At 72.8% G+C, this 22,107-nt stretch carries 22 protein-coding genes; 14 read left to right on the top strand and 8 right to left on the bottom strand.

Annotation, left to right across the window (positions count from 1 at the left end):
- The first annotated feature begins 86 nt into the window (after nucleotides 1-86).
- From KUV85_RS05330 to KUV85_RS05310, 5 genes are read left to right on the top strand one after another with little or no spacing between them, the layout of a single operon-like run.
- Nucleotides 87-1,511 (top strand): pyridoxal phosphate-dependent decarboxylase family protein, encoded by a 1,425-nt coding sequence (locus tag KUV85_RS05330; protein WP_219962183.1) that lies wholly within the window; start codon nucleotides 87-89, stop codon nucleotides 1,509-1,511.
- Nucleotides 1,508-2,824, top strand: coding sequence for a lysine N(6)-hydroxylase/L-ornithine N(5)-oxygenase family protein (locus KUV85_RS05325; protein WP_219962182.1), 1,317 nt, complete (start codon nucleotides 1,508-1,510; stop codon nucleotides 2,822-2,824). The genes KUV85_RS05330 and KUV85_RS05325 overlap by 4 nt, the downstream gene beginning before the upstream one ends.
- Complete coding sequence (locus KUV85_RS05320) at nucleotides 2,821-5,109, top strand: GNAT family N-acetyltransferase (protein WP_219962181.1); 2,289 nt, start codon at nucleotides 2,821-2,823, stop codon at nucleotides 5,107-5,109. Before KUV85_RS05325 ends, KUV85_RS05320 begins: the two co-directional genes overlap by 4 nt.
- A complete protein-coding gene (locus tag KUV85_RS05315) occupies nucleotides 5,106-7,103 on the top strand; it encodes a penicillin acylase family protein (RefSeq protein WP_219962180.1) in 1,998 nt (665 codons plus the stop codon). Before KUV85_RS05320 ends, KUV85_RS05315 begins: the two co-directional genes overlap by 4 nt.
- Nucleotides 7,100-7,672: a GNAT family N-acetyltransferase gene (locus KUV85_RS05310; protein ID WP_219962179.1), complete on the top strand. Its 573-nt coding sequence runs from the start codon at nucleotides 7,100-7,102 to the stop codon at nucleotides 7,670-7,672. The genes KUV85_RS05315 and KUV85_RS05310 overlap by 4 nt, the downstream gene beginning before the upstream one ends.
- Here the strand turns inward: KUV85_RS05310 and KUV85_RS05305 are convergent.
- Nucleotides 7,605-8,408, bottom strand: coding sequence for a thioesterase family protein (locus KUV85_RS05305; protein WP_219962178.1), 804 nt, complete (start codon nucleotides 8,406-8,408; stop codon nucleotides 7,605-7,607). The two genes, KUV85_RS05310 and KUV85_RS05305, sit on opposite strands and share 68 nt — an antisense overlap.
- 120 nt (nucleotides 8,409-8,528) lie before the next feature.
- Between KUV85_RS05305 and KUV85_RS05300 the strand changes: the two genes are divergently transcribed.
- Both KUV85_RS05300 and KUV85_RS05295 read left to right on the top strand, forming a co-directional pair.
- On the top strand, nucleotides 8,529-9,914 hold the full coding sequence (locus KUV85_RS05300; protein WP_219962177.1) for a cytochrome ubiquinol oxidase subunit I: 1,386 nt from the start codon (nucleotides 8,529-8,531) through the stop codon (nucleotides 9,912-9,914).
- Nucleotides 9,911-10,912: a cytochrome d ubiquinol oxidase subunit II gene (locus KUV85_RS05295; RefSeq protein WP_219962176.1), complete on the top strand. Its 1,002-nt coding sequence runs from the start codon at nucleotides 9,911-9,913 to the stop codon at nucleotides 10,910-10,912. The genes KUV85_RS05300 and KUV85_RS05295 overlap by 4 nt, the downstream gene beginning before the upstream one ends.
- On the opposite strand, the gene KUV85_RS05290 is transcribed toward KUV85_RS05295, so the two are convergent.
- Nucleotides 10,881-11,885 (bottom strand): asparaginase domain-containing protein, encoded by a 1,005-nt coding sequence (locus tag KUV85_RS05290; protein WP_219962175.1) that lies wholly within the window; start codon nucleotides 11,883-11,885, stop codon nucleotides 10,881-10,883. The two genes, KUV85_RS05295 and KUV85_RS05290, sit on opposite strands and share 32 nt — an antisense overlap.
- Nucleotides 11,886-11,942: 57 nt before the next feature.
- Between KUV85_RS05290 and KUV85_RS05285 the strand changes: the two genes are divergently transcribed.
- The 3 genes from KUV85_RS05285 to KUV85_RS05275 are packed head-to-tail and all read left to right on the top strand — an operon-like array spanning nucleotide 11,943 to nucleotide 14,022.
- Complete coding sequence (locus tag KUV85_RS05285; protein WP_219962174.1) at nucleotides 11,943-12,683, top strand: sortase domain-containing protein; 741 nt, start codon at nucleotides 11,943-11,945, stop codon at nucleotides 12,681-12,683.
- Nucleotides 12,684-12,693: 10 nt separating this feature from the next.
- Nucleotides 12,694-13,134, top strand: coding sequence for an SRPBCC family protein (locus KUV85_RS05280; protein ID WP_219962173.1), 441 nt, complete (start codon nucleotides 12,694-12,696; stop codon nucleotides 13,132-13,134).
- Nucleotides 13,135-13,143: 9 nt separating this feature from the next.
- A complete protein-coding gene (locus KUV85_RS05275; RefSeq protein WP_219962172.1) occupies nucleotides 13,144-14,022 on the top strand; it encodes an LLM class F420-dependent oxidoreductase in 879 nt (292 codons plus the stop codon).
- Nucleotides 14,023-14,028: 6 nt separating this feature from the next.
- Here the strand turns inward: KUV85_RS05275 and KUV85_RS05270 are convergent, their stop codons facing one another.
- The 4 genes from KUV85_RS05270 to KUV85_RS05255 are packed head-to-tail and all read right to left on the bottom strand — an operon-like array spanning nucleotide 14,029 to nucleotide 17,547.
- Complete coding sequence (locus KUV85_RS05270; protein WP_219962171.1) at nucleotides 14,029-14,904, bottom strand: biotin-dependent carboxyltransferase family protein; 876 nt, start codon at nucleotides 14,902-14,904, stop codon at nucleotides 14,029-14,031.
- Nucleotides 14,901-15,512 carry a 5-oxoprolinase subunit PxpB gene (pxpB, locus tag KUV85_RS05265; RefSeq protein ID WP_219962170.1) on the bottom strand — a complete coding sequence of 204 codons (612 nt, stop codon included), beginning with the start codon at nucleotides 15,510-15,512 and terminating at the stop codon, nucleotides 14,901-14,903. Before pxpB ends, KUV85_RS05270 begins: the two co-directional genes overlap by 4 nt.
- Nucleotides 15,512-16,276 (bottom strand): LamB/YcsF family protein, encoded by a 765-nt coding sequence (locus KUV85_RS05260; protein WP_219962169.1) that lies wholly within the window; start codon nucleotides 16,274-16,276, stop codon nucleotides 15,512-15,514. The genes pxpB and KUV85_RS05260 overlap by 1 nt, the downstream gene beginning before the upstream one ends.
- A gap of 32 nt (nucleotides 16,277-16,308) precedes the next feature.
- Nucleotides 16,309-17,547, bottom strand: coding sequence for an NRAMP family divalent metal transporter (locus KUV85_RS05255; protein ID WP_219962168.1), 1,239 nt, complete (start codon nucleotides 17,545-17,547; stop codon nucleotides 16,309-16,311).
- Nucleotides 17,548-17,687: 140 nt separating this feature from the next.
- On the opposite strand from KUV85_RS05255, the gene KUV85_RS05250 reads away from it, so the two are divergent.
- Both KUV85_RS05250 and KUV85_RS05245 read left to right on the top strand, forming a co-directional pair.
- Nucleotides 17,688-18,389 (top strand): GntR family transcriptional regulator, encoded by a 702-nt coding sequence (locus KUV85_RS05250; protein WP_219962167.1) that lies wholly within the window; start codon nucleotides 17,688-17,690, stop codon nucleotides 18,387-18,389.
- A 26-nt stretch (nucleotides 18,390-18,415) separates the two neighbouring features.
- Complete coding sequence (locus KUV85_RS05245; protein WP_219962166.1) at nucleotides 18,416-18,898, top strand: DoxX family membrane protein; 483 nt, start codon at nucleotides 18,416-18,418, stop codon at nucleotides 18,896-18,898.
- 65 nt (nucleotides 18,899-18,963) lie between these two features.
- Here the strand turns inward: KUV85_RS05245 and KUV85_RS05240 are convergent, their stop codons facing one another.
- On the bottom strand, nucleotides 18,964-19,467 hold the full coding sequence (locus KUV85_RS05240) for a hypothetical protein (RefSeq protein ID WP_219962165.1): 504 nt from the start codon (nucleotides 19,465-19,467) through the stop codon (nucleotides 18,964-18,966).
- A gap of 202 nt (nucleotides 19,468-19,669) precedes the next feature.
- Between KUV85_RS05240 and KUV85_RS05235 the strand changes: the two genes are divergently transcribed.
- Entirely contained in the window at nucleotides 19,670-21,319 is a 1,650-nt protein-coding gene (locus KUV85_RS05235) for a hypothetical protein (RefSeq protein ID WP_219962164.1), read from the top strand.
- 68 nt (nucleotides 21,320-21,387) lie between these two features.
- Nucleotides 21,388-21,855, top strand: coding sequence for a VanZ family protein (locus KUV85_RS05230; RefSeq protein WP_219962163.1), 468 nt, complete (start codon nucleotides 21,388-21,390; stop codon nucleotides 21,853-21,855).
- A gap of 21 nt (nucleotides 21,856-21,876) precedes the next feature.
- Here the strand turns inward: KUV85_RS05230 and KUV85_RS05225 are convergent, their stop codons facing one another.
- Nucleotides 21,877-22,107 (bottom strand): hypothetical protein, encoded by a 231-nt coding sequence (locus tag KUV85_RS05225; protein ID WP_219962162.1) that lies wholly within the window; start codon nucleotides 22,105-22,107, stop codon nucleotides 21,877-21,879.

Here is a 22,107-nt window from a genome sequence, read left to right as displayed (position 1 = left end):
CCCTCATCAGCATGTCTCGGAAGGCTCCCGTGTCAGACCATCGCCATCTCTTCCATCCCGACAACGCGGCCCACTATGCCAGCGCCATGTCGGAGGCCCTGCGCACCGTCATCGACCAGCTGGGAGCGGTGAACGGCCCCGTCTCGGGCCTGACGCCCTCCCAGGCGGCTCCGCCGGTGGGGGAGGTGGACCTCGACCACCCGCTGGGGTCCACGGCCGCCGCGGTGGAGGAGGTGACCCGGCTGTGGATGCGCGACGCCGTCTGGTTCCACGAGCCGCGGTACGCCGCGCACCTCAACTGTCCGATCGTGATCCCGGCGCTGGCCGCCGAGGTGCTCCTCACGGCGGTCAACAGCTCCCTGGACACCTTCGACCAGAGCGTCGGCGGGACCTTCATCGAGCGCCACCTCATCGACTGGACCGCCGCGCGGATCGGCTTCGAGGGCGCCCACGCCGCGGGTGACGGCCCCGTGGCGGACGGCGTCTTCACCAGCGGTGGCTCCCAGTCCAACCTGCAGGCACTGGTGTGCGCCCGGGGCCGTGCCGAGCGGCGGGGGGTGACCGCCGACCGGATGCGGATCCTCGCCTCCGGTGACGGCCACTTCTCGGTGCAGAAGTCGGCACGGCTGATGGGGTTGCCCGACGCCGCGGTGGTCCCGGTGCCGGTGGACCACGACCGACGCATGGACGTCGTGGAGCTCGGCCGCCTGCTGCAGCGGCTCCACGAGCAGGGCGAGGTGCCGATCGCGGTGGTGGCGACTGCGGGGACGACGGACTTCGGTGCGATCGACGACCTGCGCTCCATCGGCGCGCTGTGCCGCGCCGCCGAGACCTGGTGCCACGTCGATGCGGCGTACGGCGGCGGCCTGCTCACCTCGGCCCGTCACCGCCACCGCCTGGCCGGCATCGAGCTGGCCGACTCGGTCACCGTCGACTACCACAAGACGTTCTTCCAGCCGGTGTCCTCCAGTGCCGTCCTCGTGCGCGACCGCGACGACCTCGCCGCGGTGAGCTGGCACGCGGACTACCTCAACCCGGCGGACTCCGATCGTCCCAACCAGGTCGACAAGAGCCTGCAGACCACGCGCCGCTTCGACGCGCTGAAGCTCTGGCTCACCCTGCGGACGATGGGGGCCGACACGATCGGCGAGTACCTCGACGCGGTGATCGCGCTGACCGGGCAGCTCCACGAGGCGGTGCGCGACCTCGCCGACGTGGAGGTCGCTGCTCCGCCGCAGCTGAGCACGCTGGTGTTCCGCTACGCACCACCGGGCCTGGGGGAGGAGGCGACCGGTGAGCTGAACCGGCGGATCCGGTCGGTGCTCTTCCACCGCGGCAGCGCCGTCGTCGCGGCCACCCGGGTCGACGGCCGCCAGTTCCTGAAGATGACCCTGCTCAACCCCAAGGCCACCTTCGACGACCTGATCGGGATCATCGACGAGGTCCGCGTGGTGGGGGAGGACCTCCACAGCCGGGACGGCAACGCCGTCGGTGTGGGAGGTGCCCGATGACCACGACCCACGACTTCGTCGCCATCGGTCTCGGCCCGTTCAACCTGGGCCTCGCGTGCCTGACCGAGCCCGTGGACGGCCTCGACGGCGTCTTCCTGGAGGCCCGCGACCACTTCGACTGGCACCCCGGGATGATGCTGCCGGAGGCCACCCTCCAGGTGCCGTTCCTCGCCGACCTGGTGACGATGGCCGACCCGACGTCGCCGTACTCGTTCCTCAACTACCTCAAGGAGACCGGGCGGCTGTACTCCTTCTACATCCGGGAGTCGTTCTACCCGTTGCGGCGCGAGTACAACCAGTACTGCCAGTGGGCCGCGTCACGGCTCGCCACCGTCCGCTTCGGCCGGCCGGTCGTGCGCGTCGAGCACGACGGGAGCACCTACGTCGTCACCTCGGCCACGGGGGAGGTGTTCCGTGGCCGGCGCCTCGTCCTGGGCACCGGCACGACGCCCCACGTGCCCGACGCCCTCACCGGGGTATTGGACGACGACGCCGTCGTCCACTCGGCGTCCTACCTCGACCACAGGGCCACGCTGCAGCAGTGCGACTCCATCGCGGTCGTGGGCAGCGGCCAGTCCGCCGCCGAGGTGTACGCCGACCTGCTGGGTGGGATCGACGAGTGCGACTACCAGCTGACCTGGCTGACGCGCTCGCCGCGGTTCTTCCCGATGGAGTACACCAAGCTCACCCTGGAGATGACCTCCCCGGAGTACACCCGTTACTTCCAGGGCCTCGACCCGACCACGCGGCGCGAGCTGCTGCGCGACCAGCGCAGCCTGTACAAGGGCATCAGTGCCGACACCGTGGACGAGATCTTCGACCAGCTCTACGCCCGCGACGTCTCCGGTGGCACCGACACCACGTTGCTCACGGCGACGGAGGTCGTCGGGGCTCGGCGCGACGGCGACCGGATCCGGCTCGACCTGCACCACGTCGAGGCCGACCGGGACTTCGAGATCTCCGCCGAGGCGCTCGTGCTCGCCACGGGCTACCGCGCGGAGGTGCCGGCGTTCCTCACCCCGATCAGCGACCGCATCCGCTGGGACGCTGAGGGCCGCTACCGGGTGAGCGAGGGGTACGCCGTCGACCACGGCGGCGAGGAGGTCTACGTCCAGAACGGTGAGGAGCACACGCACGGCTTCGTGGCGCCGGACCTGGGCATGGGCGCCTTCCGCAACTCGGTGATCATCAACCAGCTGGCGGGTCGCGAGGTCTACCGGGTCGAGGAGCGCATCGCGTTCCAGGAGTTCGGGGTCCCCGAGCGCTTCCGCACCGATGCTGGGGACCGCGCCACGGTGGAGGTGGGCCGATGAGCCGCTTCACCCTGGAACCGGTCGACGTCGACCGTGACACCGCGCTGCTGCACCGCTGGCTGACCCACCCGCGATCGGCCTTCTGGATGATGCAGGACTGGTCGGCGGCCGACGTGCACGCCGAGCAGTCCGCCATCCGCGACGACCCCCACCAGCACGCCTGGCTGGGTCGCGACCGTGGCCGGCCGGCCTTCCTGGTCGAGACCTACGACCCGGCGCACTCACCGCTGGCCGACCTTCCCGAGCTGCGGACGGGCGACCTCGGCATGCACGTGCTCGTCGCACCGCCGGAGGGGGAGCCCGAGCGGGGCTACACCAGCGAGGTGTTCCGCGCCGTCATGGAGTTCTGCTTCGCCGACACCTCCGTGCGACGCGTCGTGGTCGAACCCGACGCCGACAACCGACCGATCCGGGCCAAGAACGTGGCCGCGGGCTTCGTCGAGGTCCGCGAGGTGGCCCTGCCGGACAAGACCGCGATGCTCTCCACCTGCACCCGGGAGGACTTCGCCGACGCCGCGGCCGTCGACCATCTCACGCCGTACGCCCTGGAGCAGGCGCAGCGGCACCTGGTCGCCAAGGCGATCGCCGAGTACGCCCACGAGCGCCTCATCGCGCCCACCCCCGTCGGCGACGGGACCTTCGTGCTGCAGACCAGCCGGGCGGAGTACGAGTTCACCGCGCGGCAGCACGCGTTGGAGCACTGGGTCGTCGACGCCGCCTCGCTCGTCCGACGGGTCCGCGGGGAGGAGTCCCCGCTGGACGCCCAGGCGCTGGTCGCGGAGCTCGCCCCGACGCTCGGCATCCCCGACCAGCTGCTGCCGGTCTACCTCGAGGAGATCGCGGCCACGCTCGCCGCCGCGGCGTGGAAGCACACCCGCTCCACCCGCACCACCGCCGACCTCGTCGCCGCGGTCGGACCGGCCGCCGACACCGCCGTCGGATTCCAGGTCGTCGAGTCGTCGATGACCGAGGGACACCCGGCGTTCGTGGCCAACAACGGGCGCATCGGGTTCGGCGTCGACGACTACCACCGCTACGCCCCGGAGACCGCCGCACCGGTGCACCTGGAGTGGCTCGCCGTACGTCGCAGCCTGGGTCACCTGACCACCGGTGACGGCGTCGCGGAGGACGACCTGGTCGAGGCCGAGCTGGGTGCTGCCCGGGTCGAGCAGTTCCGACGCCGGCTCGAGGCGCTCGGGCTGCCTCCGCAGGAGTACCGCTTCCTGCCGGTGCACCCCTGGCAGTGGCGCGACAAGCTGGCCATCAGCTTCGCCCCCGACGTGGCCCGCCGCGACCTGGTCCACCTGGGTCGCGGCGAGGACGAGCACCAGGCGCAGCAGTCGATCCGCACCTTCTTCAACGCGACGCGGCCGACCCGGCACTACGTGAAGGTCGCCCTGTCCATCCAGAACATGGGGTTCATGCGTGGCCTGTCACCGGCCTACATGGAGGCGACGCCGGCCATCAACGACTGGGTCGCCGCGACGGTGCACGACGACCCCGTGCTGCGGGAGCTGGGGGTGGACGTGCTGCGGGAGGTCGCCGCGGGCGGCTACACCGGGGACGCCTTCCACGCCCACGGCCAGCGGTCGGCCCACCAGAAGATGCTGGCGGCGCTGTGGCGCGAGAGCCCCGTCGCCAAGGTGGCACCGGAGGAGGGACTCGCCACGATGGCGTCGCTGCTCCACCGCGACCGCCACGGCTCCGCGTTCGCGACGGGGCTGGTGAAGGCCTCCCCGCTCAGCGCCCAGGACTGGGTCCGCACCTACCTGCGGGCATACCTGGTCCCGCTCGTGCACTGCCTCTACGCCTACGACCTCGCGTTCATGCCCCACGGTGAGAACCTGGTCATGGTGCTGCGCGACCACGTGCCGGTGCGGATGTTCCTCAAGGACATCGGGGAGGAGGTGGCGGTCATGGGTGACCTGCCGCTGCCCGCCGAGGTGGAGCGGATCCGGGCCGACGTGCCCGAGGAGATGCGTCCGCTCGCGATCCACACCGACGTGCTCGACGGCTTCCTGCGCCACCTCGCGGCCATCCTCGACGAGGACGGCGTGCTGCCGGCGACCGAGTTCTGGGCCATCGCCCGGACCCTGGTCCGCGAGCACGCCGAGCAGCACCCCGAGCTCGCCGACGCCGCGGCGCGCTACGACCTGTTCGCCCCGAGGTTCCGGCACAGCTGCCTCAACCGACTGCAGCTGCGCAACACCCTGGAGATGGTCGACATCACCGACCAGGCCGACTCCCTCCTCTTCGCCGGCACGCTCGCCAACCCGCTCGCATGATCACCCGCAACGAGCACGGCATCCCGTGGATCCGCGCCGACTCCCTGACCGCGGTGGCCCGGGAGCAGGGGCGAGCGATCGCCCGCGACCGGGCGTGGCAGCTGGACCTCGAACGGCGGCGCGGCGAGGGACGCGTCGCGGAGCTGCTCGGGCCGGCGGCCGTGGAGTGGGACACCTTCGCCCGCCGTGCCGCGCTGGCCGACACCGCCCGACGGGCCCACGACGGACTGGCCGAGGAGCCGCAGGCCTTCGTGGCGGCGTACGCCGAGGGCGTCAACGACGCGATCGCCGAGGGCGTCGTGGCCCCGGAGCTCGATGCGCTCGGCGTCGCCCCGGGCACGTGGCAGCCCTGGACGCCGCTGGCGGTCTTCTGGGTGCAGCACGTGATGTTCGGCTCCTTCCCCAGCAAGCTCTGGCGCCACCACGTGCGCAGCGTGGTCGGCGACGACCCGTTGCGGCTGCTCCGGCACGAGGGCCTCCTGGGTGGCAGCAATGCCTTCGTGCTCGGTGGTGGGCGCACGGCGACGGGGATGCCGTTGGTCGCCGGTGACCCGCACCGGGTGATCGAGGACCCGGGGATCTACGCCCAGGTGCGGCTGACCTGCACCGACCCCGATGACGCCTTCGACGTGGTGGGTCTCGCCTTCGCCGGGGTGCCGGGCGTCCAGCACTTCGGTCATGCCGGCGACGTCGCGTGGGCCATCACCAATGCGGTCGCCGACACCCACGACCTCTACGTCGAGGCTGGAGAACCCATGCGGGAGCACGCGGAGGAGATCGCAGTGGCCGGTGCCGCCCCGGTGCGGATCACGGTGGCCCGCACGGACCGGGGCCCGATCGTGGTCGACCGTCGCGGGGAGCGACTGAGCCTGCGGACACCCGCGGACGTCCTCGGGGACCTGGGGGCCGCTGCCTTCCCCGCCCTGCTGCGCGCCCGGAGCGTGGCCGACGTCGAGTCCGCCTTCGCCGCCTGGGTCGACCCCGTCAACAACGTCCTCGCCGCGGACCGCTCGGGCGGTGCCGCGCACTTCGTGGCGGGCCGGGTCCCCGACCGCGGGAGGTCGCTGCGACGGGCGCCGCGAGCGGGGGAGGGCGGCCACGGCTGGCACGGTTGGGTGGACACGCTCCCGCACCGGACCGTCGGACCGGAGGAGGCGGCCGTCACCGCGAACCAACGCTCCGGGCCGGGGTACGAGGTGCTGGGTGAGGAGTTCGCACCGCCCTTCCGCGCCGACCGGATCGAGGCCCTGCTGCGCGCCGGTACCCACACCGCGGCGGGCGCTGCGGCCGTGCTCGGCGACGTGCGACAGAACGCGGCCGACCGGCTCCTCGAGCTCGTCGGCGACCTCACCGCGCTGCCGGCGGAGGCCATGCTGCTGCGCCGGCGGCTGCTGGACTGGAACCGTCAGATGACCGCCGTCAGCCGGGACGCGGCGGCGTACGTCGCGCTCCGCGAGGCCGTCGTGCGCCGGGTGTGCGAGGCGCCGGCGCTGGCCGGCCTGGCGGGCGGGTCGCCCTACGGGCAGATGTACGCCGCGTGGTTCGACCTCGCCGGCCGCGTGCAGCTCGCGTTGCCCACGATCCTGGCGGCGGAGCGGCCCTTCGGGCTGGACCTGCCCGCAGTGGTGCGCGACGCCGTCGTCGAGGTCGCCGAGGACGTCCCGCCGCCCCCGTGGGGTGAGCGCCACCGGTTCCATGCCCTCCATGGCACGGCGCAGGTCGGGTTGGAGGGTCCTCCGGGACCGGCGACTCCGATGCCGGGGGACACCGAGTGCGTGCTCGCCGCGGCCTCCGCCCCCGGGAGCGGAGTGACCGCGCGCGGACCGGTGGCCCGCTACGTGTGGGACCTCGCGGACCGTGACCGCAGCCGTTGGGCGGTCCCGCTCGGTGCCAGCGGCCTGCGAGCAGACCCGCACCATGCCGACCAGCACGACACCTGGGCCGCGGGCGGGACCTTCCCGATCACCTGGCCCGACACCGAGGAGGAGCCATGAGCACCATCCGGATGCGCGAGGTCGACCCCGAGGCCGACGCCGACCTGCTCCACGCCTGGGTGACGGCCGACCGCGCCCGCTTCTGGGGCATGCAGGAGGAGACGCGCGACGGCGTTCGCGACATCTACACCTACATCGGGTCCCAGCCGCACCTCTCCGCCCACTTCCTCGAGGTGGCGGGAGAGGACCGGCCGCTGGCGCTGCTGCAGACCTACGACCCCGCCGTGGAGGAGATCGGCCGGTTCTACGACCGGCGCCCCGGGGACCTCGGCATCCACGCCCTGCTGCCCGACGACCCGGCGCGGTCGGGACGCACGCCGGAGCTGGTGGCCTTCGCCATGGAGGCACTCTTCGCACGCGACGGCGTACGCCGCATCGTGCTGGAGCCGGACGTCGCCAACGAGAAGTCGGTCGCTCTCGCCGAGGCGCTCGGTGCCGAGCGGGGACCACGCACGCGCGTGGTGACGTCGTACCTGGACAAGGAGGCCCAGTTCTTCTTCCTCACCCTCGAGGCGTGGCGGGCGACGGCGGAGCGCTGGGCGACGGGCGGACCGTCAACGTCTGGTTGACCACGCCGAAGGGACCCTCGAGGTCGTGCAGCACGCTGCTGGTGAGCCCGAGCCCGTCGGCGCCGAAGGTCACGGTGGTGTCGAAACCCAGCCAGCCCGGCGTGGGCACGCGATGGAGGTGCGCGGTCAGGTCGAGGTTGGGGAAGGCCACGACGGCCGGGTTCTCGCGCACCGTCATGCCGTTGGCGATGTCGAACAGGCCCGCCACCCGCGCGACGGGCGACACGTCGCCGTCCACGAGGGGCACCTCGGTGCGCGCCCAGTAGGTCGCGCGCCCCGGCGCCACCTGGGCGCGGCGCACCTCGATGGAGGCGATGAAGCCACCGGGCCAGACGGTGGTCGGGTCCCAGGGCGCCATCGCGTCCGGACCGGGCAGGGGGGTGGGGTCGGGGCCGGCGACCGCCGTGGTGTCGCGCGGTTGGAGCAACCACGCCCGGAGCACCAGCACGTCGCGACCGGCGTGCGCCATCCTCGCCTCGACCAGCTCGATGCTGCGTCCCGGGCGGACGGTCCGGACGCTGGTCTCCACGGGCGCCACGGGCACGGGGCCGAGGATGTCGAAGCCGAGCCGTCCGAGCACGAGGTCGTCGCGTCCGCGGGCCCGTCGGTCCTCCTCGACCAGGTGGGTGAGCAGCCCCATCGCGGGGGCGATGTGCTGCTCGTCGACCTGCCAGGCGCCACCGGTGGCGGTGGTCGCGGTGAAGGCGTGGTCACCGGTGCGCTCGAAGTAGGCCATGCCTGATTGATACGCCATGCCGAGCGTTCGCCGCGAGGCGGGGGAGCCCGGCGCGGAGCAGTACGTGAAAAGTTTCACAAAGTGTCGGATCGGGCGTTCCGGCGACGTAGGTTTTCAGGCGTGATCAGCCCGGACCTCCTCAGTCTCGTCGCCGAACCGGGCGGGTTGCTGCCCGCCCGTCAGCAGATGGCGTTGTCGTTGGGATCGCACATCGTGCTGGCCTGCTTCGGCGTCGCCTTCCCGGCCATGATCTTCGTGATGCACCTGCGGGGAGTGCGTCACGACGACGAGCGCGCGCTGCGCCTGGCCCAGCGGTGGGCGAAGGCCTCGGCCGTGCTGTTCGCGGTGGGGGCGGTCTCCGGCACGGTGCTCAGCTTCGAGATGGGGCTGCTGTGGCCGGGCCTGATGGGCACCTACGGCGACGTCCTCGGCCTCCCGTTCGCCTTCGAGGGCCTCGCGTTCTTCATCGAGGCGATCTTCATCGGGATCTACCTCTACGGCTGGGGGCGGATGCCCGCCCGCCAGCACCTCCTGATGTTGGTCCCGATGGCGATCGCCGGCGTGGTCGGCACCTACTGCGTGCTCGCGGTCAACGCCTGGATGAACGTTCCCGTCGGGTTCCGACTCGTCGACGGGGAGGTCACCGACGTCGACCCCTGGGCCGTGCTGTTCAACTCCCAGGCACTGATGCAGATGCTCCACATGTGGCTCGCGGCCTACATGGTGGCCGGCTTCTGCGTCGCCGGTGTGTACGCCGTCGGCATGCTCCGCGGGCGCCGCGACGAGCACCACCGGCTCGGTTTCGTCGTCCCGTTCGCCTTCGCCACCGTGGCGGCGCTGGCCCAACCCTTCGTCGGCCACCTGCTCGGCGACGGCCTCGCGGAGCGCCAGCCGGCGAAGCTGGCGGCCTTCGAGCTCGCCGAGACCACCGAGAGCCCCTCGCCGCTGCGGATCGGCGGGATCTACGTCGACGGCGAGGTGCGGGGCTCGATCGACGTACCCGTGCTCGGCTCGGTGCTGGCCAACAACTCCCTCTCCGAGCCGGTGCCCGGGTGGGACACGATCCCTGAGGAGGACCGGCCGCCGATCAACCTGACCCACCTCTCCTTCCAGGCGATGGTGGGCATCGGCTCGCTGCTCGCCGGCGGGGTGGCGCTCTACTGGGTGCTGCGCTGGCGCGGTCGCGACCTGTTGCGGCACCGCTGGTTCCTGCGGGCGGTCGCAGTGTCGGGCCCGCTCGCCGTGGTGGCGATGGAGGCCGGATGGATCGCCACCGAGGTCGGACGTCAGCCGTGGATCGTCTACGGCGTCATGCGCACCTCCGAGGCCGCCGGCGACAACTCCGGCCTGTGGTGGCTGCTGGGGGCGACGACCGCGCTCTACACCGCGATGGGAGTCGGCGCCGCGGTCGTGCTGCGCTCGATGGCCCGACGGTGGCGCGAGGGCGAGGAGTCACTGCCCTCGCCCTACGGCCCGGACCGCGTTGATGCGGAGGGCGCACGATGAGCCTCGAGGTCGCGGTCGCCGCGGCGCTCTTCGTCGGCGTCGTCGCCTATGCCGTCCTCGGGGGAGCGGACTTCGGGTCCGGCTTCTTCGACCTCATCGCCGGCGGTGACCGCTCCGGCGCCCGCGTCCGGACGCTGGTCGACCACAGCATCGGTCCGGTGTGGGAGGCCAACCACGTGTGGCTGATCTACGTCCTGGTGACGTGGTGGACCGGCTTCCCGGAGTCCTTCGCCGCGGCGATGGACGCCCTCATCCTCCCGCTGCTGTTCGCGTTGCTCGGCATCGTGCTGCGGGGTGCCAGCTTCGCCTTCCGCAAGTACGCCGAGACGCTGGGCCAGGCGCGCCTCTTCGGCGTTGTGTTCGCGACCTCGTCGGTGATCACACCGTTCTTCCTCGGCACGGTGGCCGGCGGGATCGCCTCGGGCCGCGTGCCGGCCACGGGACGCGAGGACCTGTGGAGCGCGTGGGTGAACCCGACCTCGCTGTTCGGCGGCGTGATCGCCGTCGGCACGTGCGCGTTCCTGGCGGGGGTCTTCCTGACCGCCGACGCCGAGCGCGGCGGCGAGCCCGACCTGGCCGACTGGCTCCGGACGCGGGCGCTGGGCGTCGGAGTCGTGACCGGGGCGGTGGTGTTCGCGGCCCTGGTGCCGCTGACGCGCGACGCCCCCACGCTCGCCGAGGGGCTCGCGGGTCGGGCGGCGCCCCTGGTCCTGGCGTCCGGCCTCGCGGGCACCGCGACACTCGTGCTCCTCGCCCGGCGGCGCTACGAGGTGGCCCGCATCGCGGCCGTCGTCGCAGTGGCGGCCGTCGTCTCCGGGTGGGGCGTCGGGCAGTACCCGTGGCTGCTGGTGGACGAGGTGACGATCTCCGCCGGCGCCGGGGCACCGGCCACGCTGCAGGGACTGCTCATCGCGGTCGGCCTGGCGGCGGTGCTGGTGCTCCCGGCCCTGGTCTACCTGCTGCGGCTCACCCAGTCGGAGGAGTGGACCCGGCACTGAGACCGGGGGAGAAGGCCTCCCGCACGGTGGCGCGGTCCGCGCCGCCCGCCAGCAGCACGGCGAGCAGGATGCGGGCCTGGCTCGGACGGAGTGCGCCTGCCAGCTCGGCACCGGCGGCGAGCAGGTCCACCCCGCCGCCACCGCCGCCGTAGACGGCGCGGACGTCCCCGGCGTGGACCCGGGTCGAGGTGACCACGACGACACCGGCGGCGACGTGCTCGGCAACGGCCGCCACCATCGCCGGACTGGTGTTGCCCGTGCCGGGCGCCTCGAGGACGATGCCGGCCGCGCCGGCGGCCACCACCGCGTCGAGTGCCGTGCGGTCGACACCGGGGTAGCAGGGCACCACGTCGACGCGGGTGCCGGAGATCGCCGTGCGCGGACGGCGTACGCCGCGGGGCCGGCGGGTGTGCACCCGCACCGTGCCGTCCACCACGGTGCCGACGGGACCGCGGTCGGGGTCGGCGAAGGCCGCGCTGGCCGCGTTGTGCACCTTGCGGGTGCCGGCCGCCTGGTGGATCTCGCCCGCGAAGCAGACCAGGGCACCGAGGTCGCGGGTCTCCTCGCTGGCGGCGGCCGCCACCGCCGCCGCGAGGTTGGCGGGACCGTCCGGGTCGGGGTGCTCGGGACCGCGCTGGGCGCCGGTGAGCACGACCGGTCGGGGGTCGTCGTGCTGGAGGTCGAGCAGGAGGGCGGTCTCCTCCATGGTGTCGGTGCCGTGGGTCACCACGACGCCCCGGGTGGTGGGGTCGGCCAGTGCCTCCGCCACGGCGCCGGCGACCTCGTCGAGGTCGGCGAGGCCGAGGGCCGCACTGTTGATCCGGAACAGGTCCACGGCACGCAGCGTCGTGCCGGGCGGGGGAGCGAGGTCGCCGAGCACCTGGTCGGCGGAGGCCGACGCCGCTTGGCCGCCGGTGCCGTCGCTGGTGGAGGCGATGGTGCCCCCGGTGGTGATGACGACGATGGTGTCCACCGCGCAACCGTGGCAGCAGGACGGCCTGCGGTCCAACCCCCGACGTAGGCTCGGGACATGACGGGACCGGGCCGGTGGCTCGCGGCGGCGATGGCGCTGCCCGGCCTGGTGCTGGCCGGCTGCACGAGCGAGGGCCGCGACGGCGCTCCCGCAGGCGCGGCCGCCACGGCCGCGACGAGCAACCCGACCGGCGACGCGGCGGGGCCGACCAGTCCCTCGCCGACCTCGTCCGCACCGGCAACGACGCCCTCCGCGACGCGTGAGCCGCACCCGGCCAGTGACGGCCGGCCGCGCCGGGCGGAGCTGAGCATCCCGGCGCTGGACATCGCCGACCTCACCGTCGTGCCCTACCGCGGGCGCACCGACGACGCGCCGGGGACGCGCATCCAGGACCGCGGTCTGGCCGCCAGTCCCCACGGACCTCGCGGCGGCGTGGGGCCGGGCGGCATCGGCAACTACCAGGTCACGGCGCACCGACTGTCCTCGACGCAGGCCTTCCTGGACCTCCCCGCGCTGCGCCACGGGCAGCGCGTGGTTGTCCGCGCCGGCGGCACCGAGTTCGTCTACCGCGTCGTGGAGACGCGGGAGACGTCGTTCCGGTCGCCGGCCTCGCTCCGGCGCCAGCGGGCGGCCGTGCCGGGACGTCCGGGGGCCACGCCGACGCGGGCGATGATCACGCTCTCCACCTGCGCGACGCCGGAGGACCGTGCCGCGGGGAACTACTGGTCCGACGAGTTCGGCAATCCCGAGCACCGCATCGACAAGATCGGGGTGCTGGTGCGCCGGCGTGCCGTGTGAGGATGGCCCGGTGCCGACGGTGCAGGAGCGGGTGGAGATCGACGCCCCGGTGACGGAGGTGTTCGCCTACGTCGACGACGCCAGCCGTGCCCACGAATGGCTGGTGGGACTGACCCGGATCGAGCCGGTCGGCTCGGTCCGTCACGGCGTCGGAGCCCAGTACGACGGCACCGTCCGCGTCGGTGTCGCGCTCGACTCCCGGATCGAGTGCACGGCGTGGGAGCAGGACCGGTTGATCGTGCTGCAGTCGGTGGACGGCATCGAGAACACCCAGCGGTGGGAGTTCGCGCCGCTGGGCGAGGACCGGTGCGAGGTCCGTGCCTGCATCAGCTTCGAGTTCCCGGGCGGCCCGGCGGGACGCGCGATCGCCCGTGTCGTCCGCCCACTGGTGGGCGGTGCCGTGCAGCGCACCGCCGCCAACCTCGTCGGACGGTTCGCCCGGGCTCGGTAGCGTGGTGCCATGGACATCGGGATCCACTACGCCAACTTCACCCACCCGGAGTGGCCGGACCGGCTGACCGAGCGGCTGGTGGACACCGCGCGCGCCGCGGAGGCCGGCGGTGCCGAGCTCTTCACCGTGATGGACCACTGGTTCCAGATGGAGCAGCTCGGCGGCCCGGACGAGCCGATGCTCGAGGCCTACACCACCTTGGGGCACCTCGCCGCCGTGACCGAGCGGATCCGGCTGAGCGCGCTGGTGACCGGCGCGACGTACCGGCACCCGGGCCTGCTGGCCAAGACCGTCACCACGCTGGACCGACTCTCCGGCGGTCGGGCGCTGCTGGGCATCGGTGCTGCGTGGTACGAGCGCGAGCACGACGGCCTGGGCGTGCCCTTCCCACCGTTGGCCGAACGGTTCGAGCGACTGGAGGAGACCCTCCAGATCTGCCGGCAGCTGTGGAGCGACGACGACGGCGCCCACCGGGGCCGGCACTTCCACCTCACCGAGACCGCGGGCGTGCCCGCCCCGTTGGCGCGGCCGCACCCCCCGATCCTCATCGGCGGGTCGGGCGAGCGCAAGACGCTGCGGCTCGTGGCGGAGTACGCCCAGTGGTGCAACATCTTCGGTGAGGAGCCCGACGCCGTCGCCCACAAGCTGGAGGTGCTGCGGGGCCACTGCGACCGCGCCGGCACCGACTACGACGCGATCACCAAGACCGCCATCCGCATGGACGACCCCGTGGCCGACCCCGACGGGTTCCTCCGGCTCATGGAGGAGTACGCCGCCCTCGGGATCGAGCTGGTCACCCTGATGCCGCCCACGCCGGACCCGGTCGGTTGGACCGAGCAGGTGTGCCGGGACGTGCTGCCGCGGCTGCAGCAGTTGGGCCCGGCCTGAGGGCCCTCAGGTCTCCCACCCCGGCACCGTCCGGAATCGGATCCGCTGCCCGGGCCGCGCCTGCGCGGCGCGGTCGACGTCGCCGTCGACGACCACCCCGATGACCGGGTAGCCGCCCGTCACGGGGTGATCGGCCAGGAACAGCGTGGGCTGCCCCGAGGGCGGCACCTGGAGCGCTCCGAGCGCCATGCCCTCACTCGGGAGCTCGGCGTCGTCGCGACGACGCAGCTCCGGACCGGCGAGCCGGATCCCGACGCGGTTGCTGTCCGCGGTCACCTCGTAGGGCTCGGCGCACAGCGAGGCGAGGGCGTCCTCGACGAACCAGTCCGCGCGGGGACCGGGCGCCACGCGCAGCTCGACGTCGCCCTCGGCGGGAGCCGCGACCGGAGCCTGGTCGACGTCGGGCAGGGGCGCGGCGGGGGTGCCGACCCCGAGGTGCTGGTCCGCGGCCAGGACCGGCGGTCCGAGCCCGGCCAGCACGTCGGTCGAGCGCGATCCCAGCACCGGCGCGACGTCGATGCCACCGCGCACCGCGAGGTAGGTGCGCAGGCCGGAGGTCGGCGCGTCGAGCACGAGCTCGGCCCCGTCCGGGACGGTGGTGGGTGCGTTGCAGCCGATGCCGCGGCCGTCGACCCGGGCCGGGCACGGGGCGCCGGTGAGGGCGACGACGAGGTCGCCGTGGGCGCGCACCCGCAGCCCGCCGAAGGTCACCTCGACCGCGGCGGCGCCCGGGTCGTTGCCCAGCAGCCGGTTGGCCAGCCCGAGCGCGCCGCGGTCGGCGACGCCGCTGTGACCGACGCCGAGCGAGGCGTGCCCCGGGCGACCACGGTCCTGCACGGTCGCCAGCGCCCCGGTCTCGAGCACCTCGATGCCGCGCCTCATCGGGCCGCCACGAAGGTCACCCGCGTCCCGGGCGTGAGCAACGCCGGGGGAGTGCGGTCGAGGTCGAACAGGGTGAGGTCCGTGCGCCCGATCAGCTGCCAGCCGCCGGGCGACTCGCGGGGGTAGACGCCGCTGAACTCGCCGGCGAGCGCCACCGAGCCGGTCGGCACGCGGGTGCGGGGCGTCGTACGCCGGCTCACGCGGAGGCGGTCGTCCTCGCCGACGAGGTAGCCGAACCCCGGCGCGAAGCCGCAGAACGCCACCGTCCACGTCTGGCCGGTGTGGGCGGCGACCACCTCGTCGGGGGAGAGGCCGGTGAGGCCGGCCACGTCCTCGAGGTCCTCGCCGTCGTAGACCACCGGGACCTCGACGTGGCCGCCGGCGTCCTCGGGCGCCGGCGCGGTGTCGAGCGTCGCGAGGGCGCGGGCGAGCGTGGGCCCGTCGGTGAGCGCGGGATCCAGGTGGACCAGCAGGGTGCGCGCCGCGGGCACGAGGTCGACGACGCCCTCCGGCGGGGCAGCGGACACCTGTGCGTAGGCGGCCATGGCGGCGTCGAGGTCGTCGTACTCGAGCAGGACCGCCCGCTCCCCGCAGGGACGCGCCTGCATCACGCCGCCCCGGTGAAGGGGCCGACCTCGACCCCCGCGTCGAGGAGCGCCGCGCGGACGCGGTCGGCGACGGCGACGGCACCCGGGGTGTCGCCGTGCACGCACAGCGAGGCGGCCGGCGTGGCCACCGTGCTGCCGTCGACGGCCTCGACGGTGCCCTCGGTGGCCATCTGGACGCACCGCCGCGCGATGGCCTCGGGGTCGTGCAGGACCGAGTCCGGCTCCCGCCGGGGCACCAACGTGCCCTCGGGCGTGTAGGCCCGGTCCGCGAACGCCTCCGGCACCGTGGCCAGACCGACGTCGTCGGCGATCCGCAGCCAGGCCGAGCCGGGGAGCCCGAGCACCGGCAGCGTCGCGTCGTACGCCGCCACGGCCGCCGCGACCGCGGCTGCCTGCTCCTCGTGGCGCACGATGGCGTTGTAGAGCGCACCGTGGGGCTTCACGTAGGCCACGCGGGTGCCGGCGACGCGTGCGAAGGCCTCCAACGCACCGACCTGGTAGAGGACGTCGTTGGTGAGGTCCTCGGGCGCGACGTCGATGAACCGACGACCGAACCCGGCGAGGTCGCGGTAGCCGACCTGGGCCCCGATCGCGACGCCGCGTTCCGCGGCACGCTCGCAGGCGCGGCGGAGCACGGACGGGTCGCCGGCGTGGAAGCCGCACGCCACGTTGGCGCTGGTGACGACCTCCAGCAGTGCGTCGTCGTCGCCGAGGGTCCACTGGCCGAAGCTCTCGCCGAGGTCGGCGTTGAGGTCGATGCGCATCGGGCTGCCTCCTTGGGGGCTCGTCGGGTCCGTCACTGCCACAGGTCGGCGATGCCGCCCAGGGACTCCCACCCGAGGTAGAGGGTGAGGACCCACGTGGCGAGGCCGGCCAGGGCCAGCCACACCGGGTAGCGGTAGCCCTGCAGCAGGTCGCGGCGGCGCAGCGCCACCCAGATGATCACCCCGAGGCCGACCGGGAGGATCAGGCCGTTGAGGGCGCCGGCGAGCACCAGCAGCGTGACGGGCGCCTGGCCGAGTGAGACGTAGATGATGGTGGAGAAGGCGATGAAGGCGACCACGACCCAGTTGCGGTTGCGGCCGAGCCAGTCCGAGAAGGTCGCGAGGAAGGACACCGAGGTGTAGGAGGCGCCGATGACGCTGGTGATGCCCGCGGCCCACAGGATGACGCCGAAGATGATCACGCCCACCTCGCCGAGGGCGTACTCGAACGCCGATGCCGGGGGATTGGACTCCGCGAGCGCGGCGCCGCCGCTGACCACGCCGAGCACGGCCAGGAACAGCAGCGCCCGCATGACGCCGGTCATCAAGATGCCCGAGACCGACCCGCGGCTGATCCGGCGCAGGTGCTCGGGCCCGGAGATGCCGGAGTCGATGAGCCGGTGCGCCCCGGCGTAGGTGATGTAGCCGCCGACGGTGCCGCCGATGAGCGTGGTGATGATCAGGAAGTCGACGTTGTCGGGCAGCACGGTCTGTTGCAGGGCCTCACGCACCGGCGGGTCGGAGGTGACGGCCACGTAGGTCACCATCGCGACCATCACCGCGCCGAGCACGACGACGATCCGGTCCATGGCGACGCCGGCCTTCTTGCTGACGAAGATCGCGATCGCGATCAGTGCCGAGACCGCGCCACCGACCTTGGGGTCGGCGTCGAGCATGGCGTTGGCACCGAGCGCAGTGCCACCGATGTTGCCGATGTTGAAGACCAGGCCGCCGAAGACGACGAGGGCGGCGAGCAGGTAGCCGGCACCGGGGAGGACGCGGTTGGCGAGGTCCTGGGCGTGGAGCCCGGAGACACCGATGACGCGCCAGACGTTGAGCTGGACCGCGACGTCGACCACGACCGAGACCAGGATCGCGAACGCGAACGCCGCGCCGAGCTCGGCGGTGAAGACGGTGGTCTGGGTGATGAAGCCGGGGCCGATGGCGCTGGTGGCCATCAGGAACATCGCGCCCAGCAGCGCGCCCTTGCCCGAGTCGGTCAGGGACCCGGGGCGTCGGGTGGTGCCCTCGGTCGAGTCTGGTCGTTCCATGGTGACGCTCTCCTGGGGTGTCGGGTCGTGCGTCGTCCTGTGACAGCGATCACCACGGTAGCGATTGTTCAACAATCCTGCAATCAGACGTTTCAGCTAGAGTGGCGGCGACCACATCGGACGATCGAGGGGAGCAGCGCATGGCGACGACGTCGGCATGGTTGGACGCACTGACGCAGGAGCGGCCCGCGATCGGTCGTTCCAGCACGGCGGACCGGGTGGCCGACGTCCTGCGCACCCAGATCACCGAGGGCGCCCTGCGACCGCGCACGCGCCTGTCCGAAGCGCAGATCGGGGAGGCGCTGGGGGTCTCGCGCAACACGCTGCGCGAGGCCTTCCGGCTGCTCGGCTACGAGCGCCTCGTCGTCCACGAGTTCAACCGCGGCGTGTTCGTCCGCTCCCTGACCGCCGCCGATGTGCGTGACCTGTACGCGTTCCGTCGTGTCGTCGAGGTCGGCGCGGTCGCGCAGTACGACGTCGAGCGGGCCGACCTCTCCGACGTCCGCCGCGCGGTCGAGGACGGCGACCGCGCCGCACGGGACGGGGAGTGGGTGCGACTCGGGACCGCCGACATCCACTTCCACCGTGCCATTGCGGCACTGGGCGGGAGCGCGCGCGTCGACGAGGCGATGGGCCAGGTGCTGGCCGAGTTGCGGCTCGTGTTCGGCGTCATGGTGGACCCGCGGGCCTTCCATGAGCCGTACCTGCCACAGAACCGGGAGATCCTCGGGCTGCTGGCCGCCGGCGAACGGGGTGCCGCGGGCGACGCACTGGTCGGCTACCTCGACCGGGCCGAGCGCCAGTTGCTCGACGCCTTCGACGAGGGCGGCCGGGGTCGGTGACTGGACGCACCACCTAGGGTGGGTGCATGAACCTCACGCATGTTCCGCTGCGCGTCGCCACCGGCGCCTTCATCCTGAACTCGGGCCTGACGAAGTTGAAGGCCGACGACGAGGCCGCCGAGGGCCTGCACGGCTTCGCCGCGACGGCGTACCCCACCGTGGAGACGGTGCCGCCGAAGACGTTCGCGCGGCTCCTCGGCGCCGGCGAGATCGCGCTGGGTGGCGCACTGCTCGCGCCGATGGTGCCCTCCGTGGTCGCCGGTGCCGGCCTGACCGGGTTCGGGATCGGCCTGATGGGTCTCTATGCACGGACGCCGGGCCTGCGCCAGGAGGGCAGCATCCGGCCGACCGAGCAGGGCGTGCCGATCGCCAAGGACGCCTGGCTGGTGGGCGCGGGCGCCACGATGACGCTGCAGGGCATCTTCGGCAGTGCGCGCAAGGCCGGCAAGAAGGCCAAGAAGAAGGTCAGCTCGGCCACCGAGTCGGCACACGACGCGTTGCCGTTCTGATCGGCGCGGGGGACGGCGGTCGAGAGCTCCGCTGCCGTCCCACCGCAACGTTACATGACATAATGTCACTTATCGGCGACATTCTGACGAGTGGCGAGTGAGGCACCGGTCCACGCCTCGTCGTCGGTGACCTCGACCTGTACGCCCAGCCACGCTGGTGGCTCGACGGGCTCCTCGTCGCCGTCGTCGATCTCCGCGAGCAGCGTGCCGTCGGCGAGCTCGTCGACCACGACGCGTACGCCGTCACGGACGACGACGTGTCGGGTCTTGGCGAGGTCGTCGCCCGGCAGTGCGCTGAGCAGCGCCCACTCGACGTCGTCCAGGGGCACGCTCGTGCAGGCGATCTGCCGCACGGATCCTGCGAGGCGCACCTTGTGGGTCAGCTTGCGTACGACGACCCCGTCGTCGCCGACGACCTGGCGCAGTCGCAGGTGGGTGTCGTGGAGGTAGCGGTCGGTGATGGTGCGCCGCTCCACGACGCCGTCGGGCACGGCGGCCACGAGGAACCGGCGCTCGCGCTCGATCCGGGCGTACTTGGGACCGGCTCCCGGGTCGTCGTTGCTTGACATAACTCCTCCGGCCCTCGGTGCGGTGGTGTCGTCCCTGCACGGCAGCCTGACATCGCAGGTGTCCTCCACCGCGCGCCGCGCCGTCTCCCCAGGTTTGGGGATCGAGGCCCGCTGCCGGGGCGGCAGGTGGTGTAGGACTGTGGGCCACGCGCGACCATGGGGCGAGGACGGAGCGCGCTGAGACATCCACGAGGAGTTCGGCTTGTACCCCCACCACCCCACCGGCAGTCACCGCGCGCCCCGCAGGAGGAGCCGTCCACGGCGACTGGGACGACCACTGCGTGCGCCGGCCCTGGCTGCCGTCGTCGTCACTCTCGTCGTCGGTCTGGCCGGCACGGCCATCGGCGGCTCCGGGAACCCGGAGCGGGAGGACCGGGCGGCCGCAGGCACGTCGCTGCACGCCGCCAACGACACCACGTGGATCTGGGGCCAGCGCGGTCGTGGCCGTGAGGGTGGTGACGCCACGGTCGCGACGTCGTGGTTCCGCAGCCCGTTGGCGGTGCGGTCCGACCGTGTCGAGTCCGGCGACGGCGACCATGTGGGATCGGCGTGGGTCCGCCCGTTGTGGTCCTCCGGTGACGCCGTGCTTGAGGTGCGTGAGTACCGCGGCGAGGAGGTCGTGGCGCGCCACCGCACCGATGCCACCCGGCTCCCCCGGCGTGACTGGACGCAGCTGGAGGTGCCCGTCGACTCCCCCGGCGCGGGCAACCGGCTCGAGCTGCGCATCACCGTGGACGGCGGCGGCTTCTGGCAGACCGCGGTGATCGACGACGTCACCCTCGAGCCGGTGTCCGGTGCGATGCCCCCGACGCCGCCCGACTCCCCCGCGACCACGGCCCCGGAGCCGTCGGCACCGACCACACCGACGACGGACCCCACGCAGGAGCCCACGTCGGCGCCGACCAGCGAGACCACCACGGCGCCCACCGAGCCCGCCACCACCGCGACGTCGGAGCCGACGCAGGAACCGACGACCACGGCCCCGACCGGCGACCAGGTGCTCAGCAACGGCTGCGCCTACAGCGACCGCGGCATCCCCAGTTGCGGGATGTACGTCGGTGCCTCCCACGGCGGCAACTCCGACCCCGCGTCACGTGAGGAGGAGGTCGGCTCGCGCCTCGGCGTACGCCGCACCTTCTACCGCGCCGACCAGGTCGACTACGCGTTGTCGATCGTGCGTGAGGACCACGAGGCGGGACGCCTGCCGTGGATCTCGTTCAAGATGCCGCACTCCTGGGCCGACATGGCCGACGGCCGTGGTGACGCCTGGGTGCGCGACCTCACCCAGCGGCTGGCCGCGACCGACCACCCGGTGTGGCTGGCGTTCCACCACGAGCCCGAGGGCGACGGCGACATCACCGCGTGGACGCGGATGCAGGAGCGGTTGGCGCCGATGGTGCGCAGTGGCGCGAGCAACGTGGCCTTCACGGTGATCCTGACCGGTTGGAACCAGTTCTACGGCGAGGACCAGCACTCGCTGGAGAACCTCTGGCCACGGGGCGTCACCGTCGACATCGCCGGCTTCGACATCTACCAGCGCTACGGCCAGGGCGACAAGGGCTGGACCGACCTCGACGGCGACTACTTCTCCCGGATCGAGCCCTGGGCACGCTCGCAGGGCGTGGAGTGGGCCATCGCCGAGACCGGTGTCACCGACGAGGCCGCGCAGGTCCGGCCCGACGTCATCGAGCGCTCCGCGAACCAGGTCCGCGAGCACGGCGGCATCGCCTACACCTACTTCGACAGCGGGCTGAACTCCGCGGCGAACTGGGTGCTGTCGACGGCCAACAAGGTCGAGTCCTTCTCCGACACCGTCGTCGGCTCCCCCATGCTGCCCGGTCCGGACTCGTGAGCGACTGAGGAGAGCGACGCCACACCGGGCCTCCGCGGCCGTGGCCACCGGTCGGTCAGACTGGACCGATGCTGCACCGCCACCCGTTCCTGTCCCTGGTCACGAGCGCCTACCTGGCATTCGTGGGCTGGCTGACGCTGACGCCGCAGCCCCTGGACGCCGGAGACCGGGCGTTCATCCTCCGGGTGCTCGCGGCGCTGCACCGGCGGGGGTACGTCGAGTGGCTGGACTACGACCGACTGGAGTTCCTCGCCAACATCGCCCTGTTCGTGCCGATCGGGATGTTCCTGCTGCTCTTCGTCGGCGCCGGCGGGTGGTGGATCGCCGCACTCGGCTCGATGGCGATGACGGCGTTCATCGAGACCGTCCAGCACCGGATCCCGGGGCGGTTCCCCGACGACCGTGACCTGTTCGCCAACACCGTGGGCGCGCTGATCGGGATCGCGCTGGCGCTGCTGCTGACGCTGCCCGCGACGCTGCGCCGACGACGGCACCGCCGCGAGGCGCGCGCCACCGCTGGCGACCGCGCCCCGTAGACCCGGGTTGGCCGATCAGGCCTAGTCGACCGGGCCGTCGGGGTGGATGCTCCGCGTCTCGGCGCGCCGCCGTCGCCGCGGGTCGTAGTCGGTGATGTAGACCTTGGGCAGCATCTTTGCGATCGCCAGGCCGGTGTACATCAAGGTGTTGATCGCGACGAACGCGGCCAGCGCCGCGAACCACCCCGACTGCACCACCGAGGACGGCAGCAGCAGGCCCTGGGCGATCACGAGCGGATCGATGAGGCCCAT

The sequence above is a fragment of the Nocardioides panacisoli genome (genome assembly GCF_019448235.1).
GTDB lineage: Bacteria > Actinomycetota > Actinomycetes > Propionibacteriales > Nocardioidaceae > Nocardioides > Nocardioides panacisoli_A.
The sequence above is the reverse complement of the archived record's forward strand: the minus strand, read 5'-3'. Positions and strand labels throughout refer to the sequence as shown.

What these genes read in the sequence shown, in the direction of transcription:
- KUV85_RS05330 (WP_219962183.1), top strand. Translation starts at nt 87, where the DNA reads ATGTCGGAGGCCCTGCGCACCGTCATCGACCAGCTGGGAGCGGTGAAC.
- KUV85_RS05325 (WP_219962182.1), top strand. Translation starts at nt 1,508, where the DNA reads ATGACCACGACCCACGACTTCGTCGCCATCGGTCTCGGCCCGTTCAAC.
- KUV85_RS05320 (WP_219962181.1), top strand. Translation starts at nt 2,821, where the DNA reads ATGAGCCGCTTCACCCTGGAACCGGTCGACGTCGACCGTGACACCGCG.
- KUV85_RS05315 (WP_219962180.1), top strand. Translation starts at nt 5,106, where the DNA reads ATGATCACCCGCAACGAGCACGGCATCCCGTGGATCCGCGCCGACTCC.
- KUV85_RS05310 (WP_219962179.1), top strand. Translation starts at nt 7,100, where the DNA reads ATGAGCACCATCCGGATGCGCGAGGTCGACCCCGAGGCCGACGCCGAC.
- KUV85_RS05305 (WP_219962178.1), bottom strand. Translation starts at nt 8,408, where the DNA reads ATGGCCTACTTCGAGCGCACCGGTGACCACGCCTTCACCGCGACCACC.
- KUV85_RS05295 (WP_219962176.1), top strand. Translation starts at nt 9,911, where the DNA reads ATGAGCCTCGAGGTCGCGGTCGCCGCGGCGCTCTTCGTCGGCGTCGTC.
- KUV85_RS05285 (WP_219962174.1), top strand. Translation starts at nt 11,943, where the DNA reads ATGACGGGACCGGGCCGGTGGCTCGCGGCGGCGATGGCGCTGCCCGGC.
- KUV85_RS05275 (WP_219962172.1), top strand. Translation starts at nt 13,144, where the DNA reads ATGGACATCGGGATCCACTACGCCAACTTCACCCACCCGGAGTGGCCG.
- KUV85_RS05270 (WP_219962171.1), bottom strand. Translation starts at nt 14,904, where the DNA reads ATGAGGCGCGGCATCGAGGTGCTCGAGACCGGGGCGCTGGCGACCGTG.
- pxpB (WP_219962170.1), bottom strand. Translation starts at nt 15,512, where the DNA reads ATGCAGGCGCGTCCCTGCGGGGAGCGGGCGGTCCTGCTCGAGTACGAC.
- KUV85_RS05260 (WP_219962169.1), bottom strand. Translation starts at nt 16,276, where the DNA reads ATGCGCATCGACCTCAACGCCGACCTCGGCGAGAGCTTCGGCCAGTGG.
- KUV85_RS05255 (WP_219962168.1), bottom strand. Translation starts at nt 17,547, where the DNA reads ATGGAACGACCAGACTCGACCGAGGGCACCACCCGACGCCCCGGGTCC.
- KUV85_RS05250 (WP_219962167.1), top strand. Translation starts at nt 17,688, where the DNA reads ATGGCGACGACGTCGGCATGGTTGGACGCACTGACGCAGGAGCGGCCC.
- KUV85_RS05245 (WP_219962166.1), top strand. Translation starts at nt 18,416, where the DNA reads ATGAACCTCACGCATGTTCCGCTGCGCGTCGCCACCGGCGCCTTCATC.
- KUV85_RS05240 (WP_219962165.1), bottom strand. Translation starts at nt 19,467, where the DNA reads ATGTCAAGCAACGACGACCCGGGAGCCGGTCCCAAGTACGCCCGGATC.
- KUV85_RS05230 (WP_219962163.1), top strand. Translation starts at nt 21,388, where the DNA reads ATGCTGCACCGCCACCCGTTCCTGTCCCTGGTCACGAGCGCCTACCTG.
- KUV85_RS05225 (WP_219962162.1), bottom strand. Translation starts at nt 22,107, where the DNA reads ATGGGCCTCATCGATCCGCTCGTGATCGCCCAGGGCCTGCTGCTGCCG.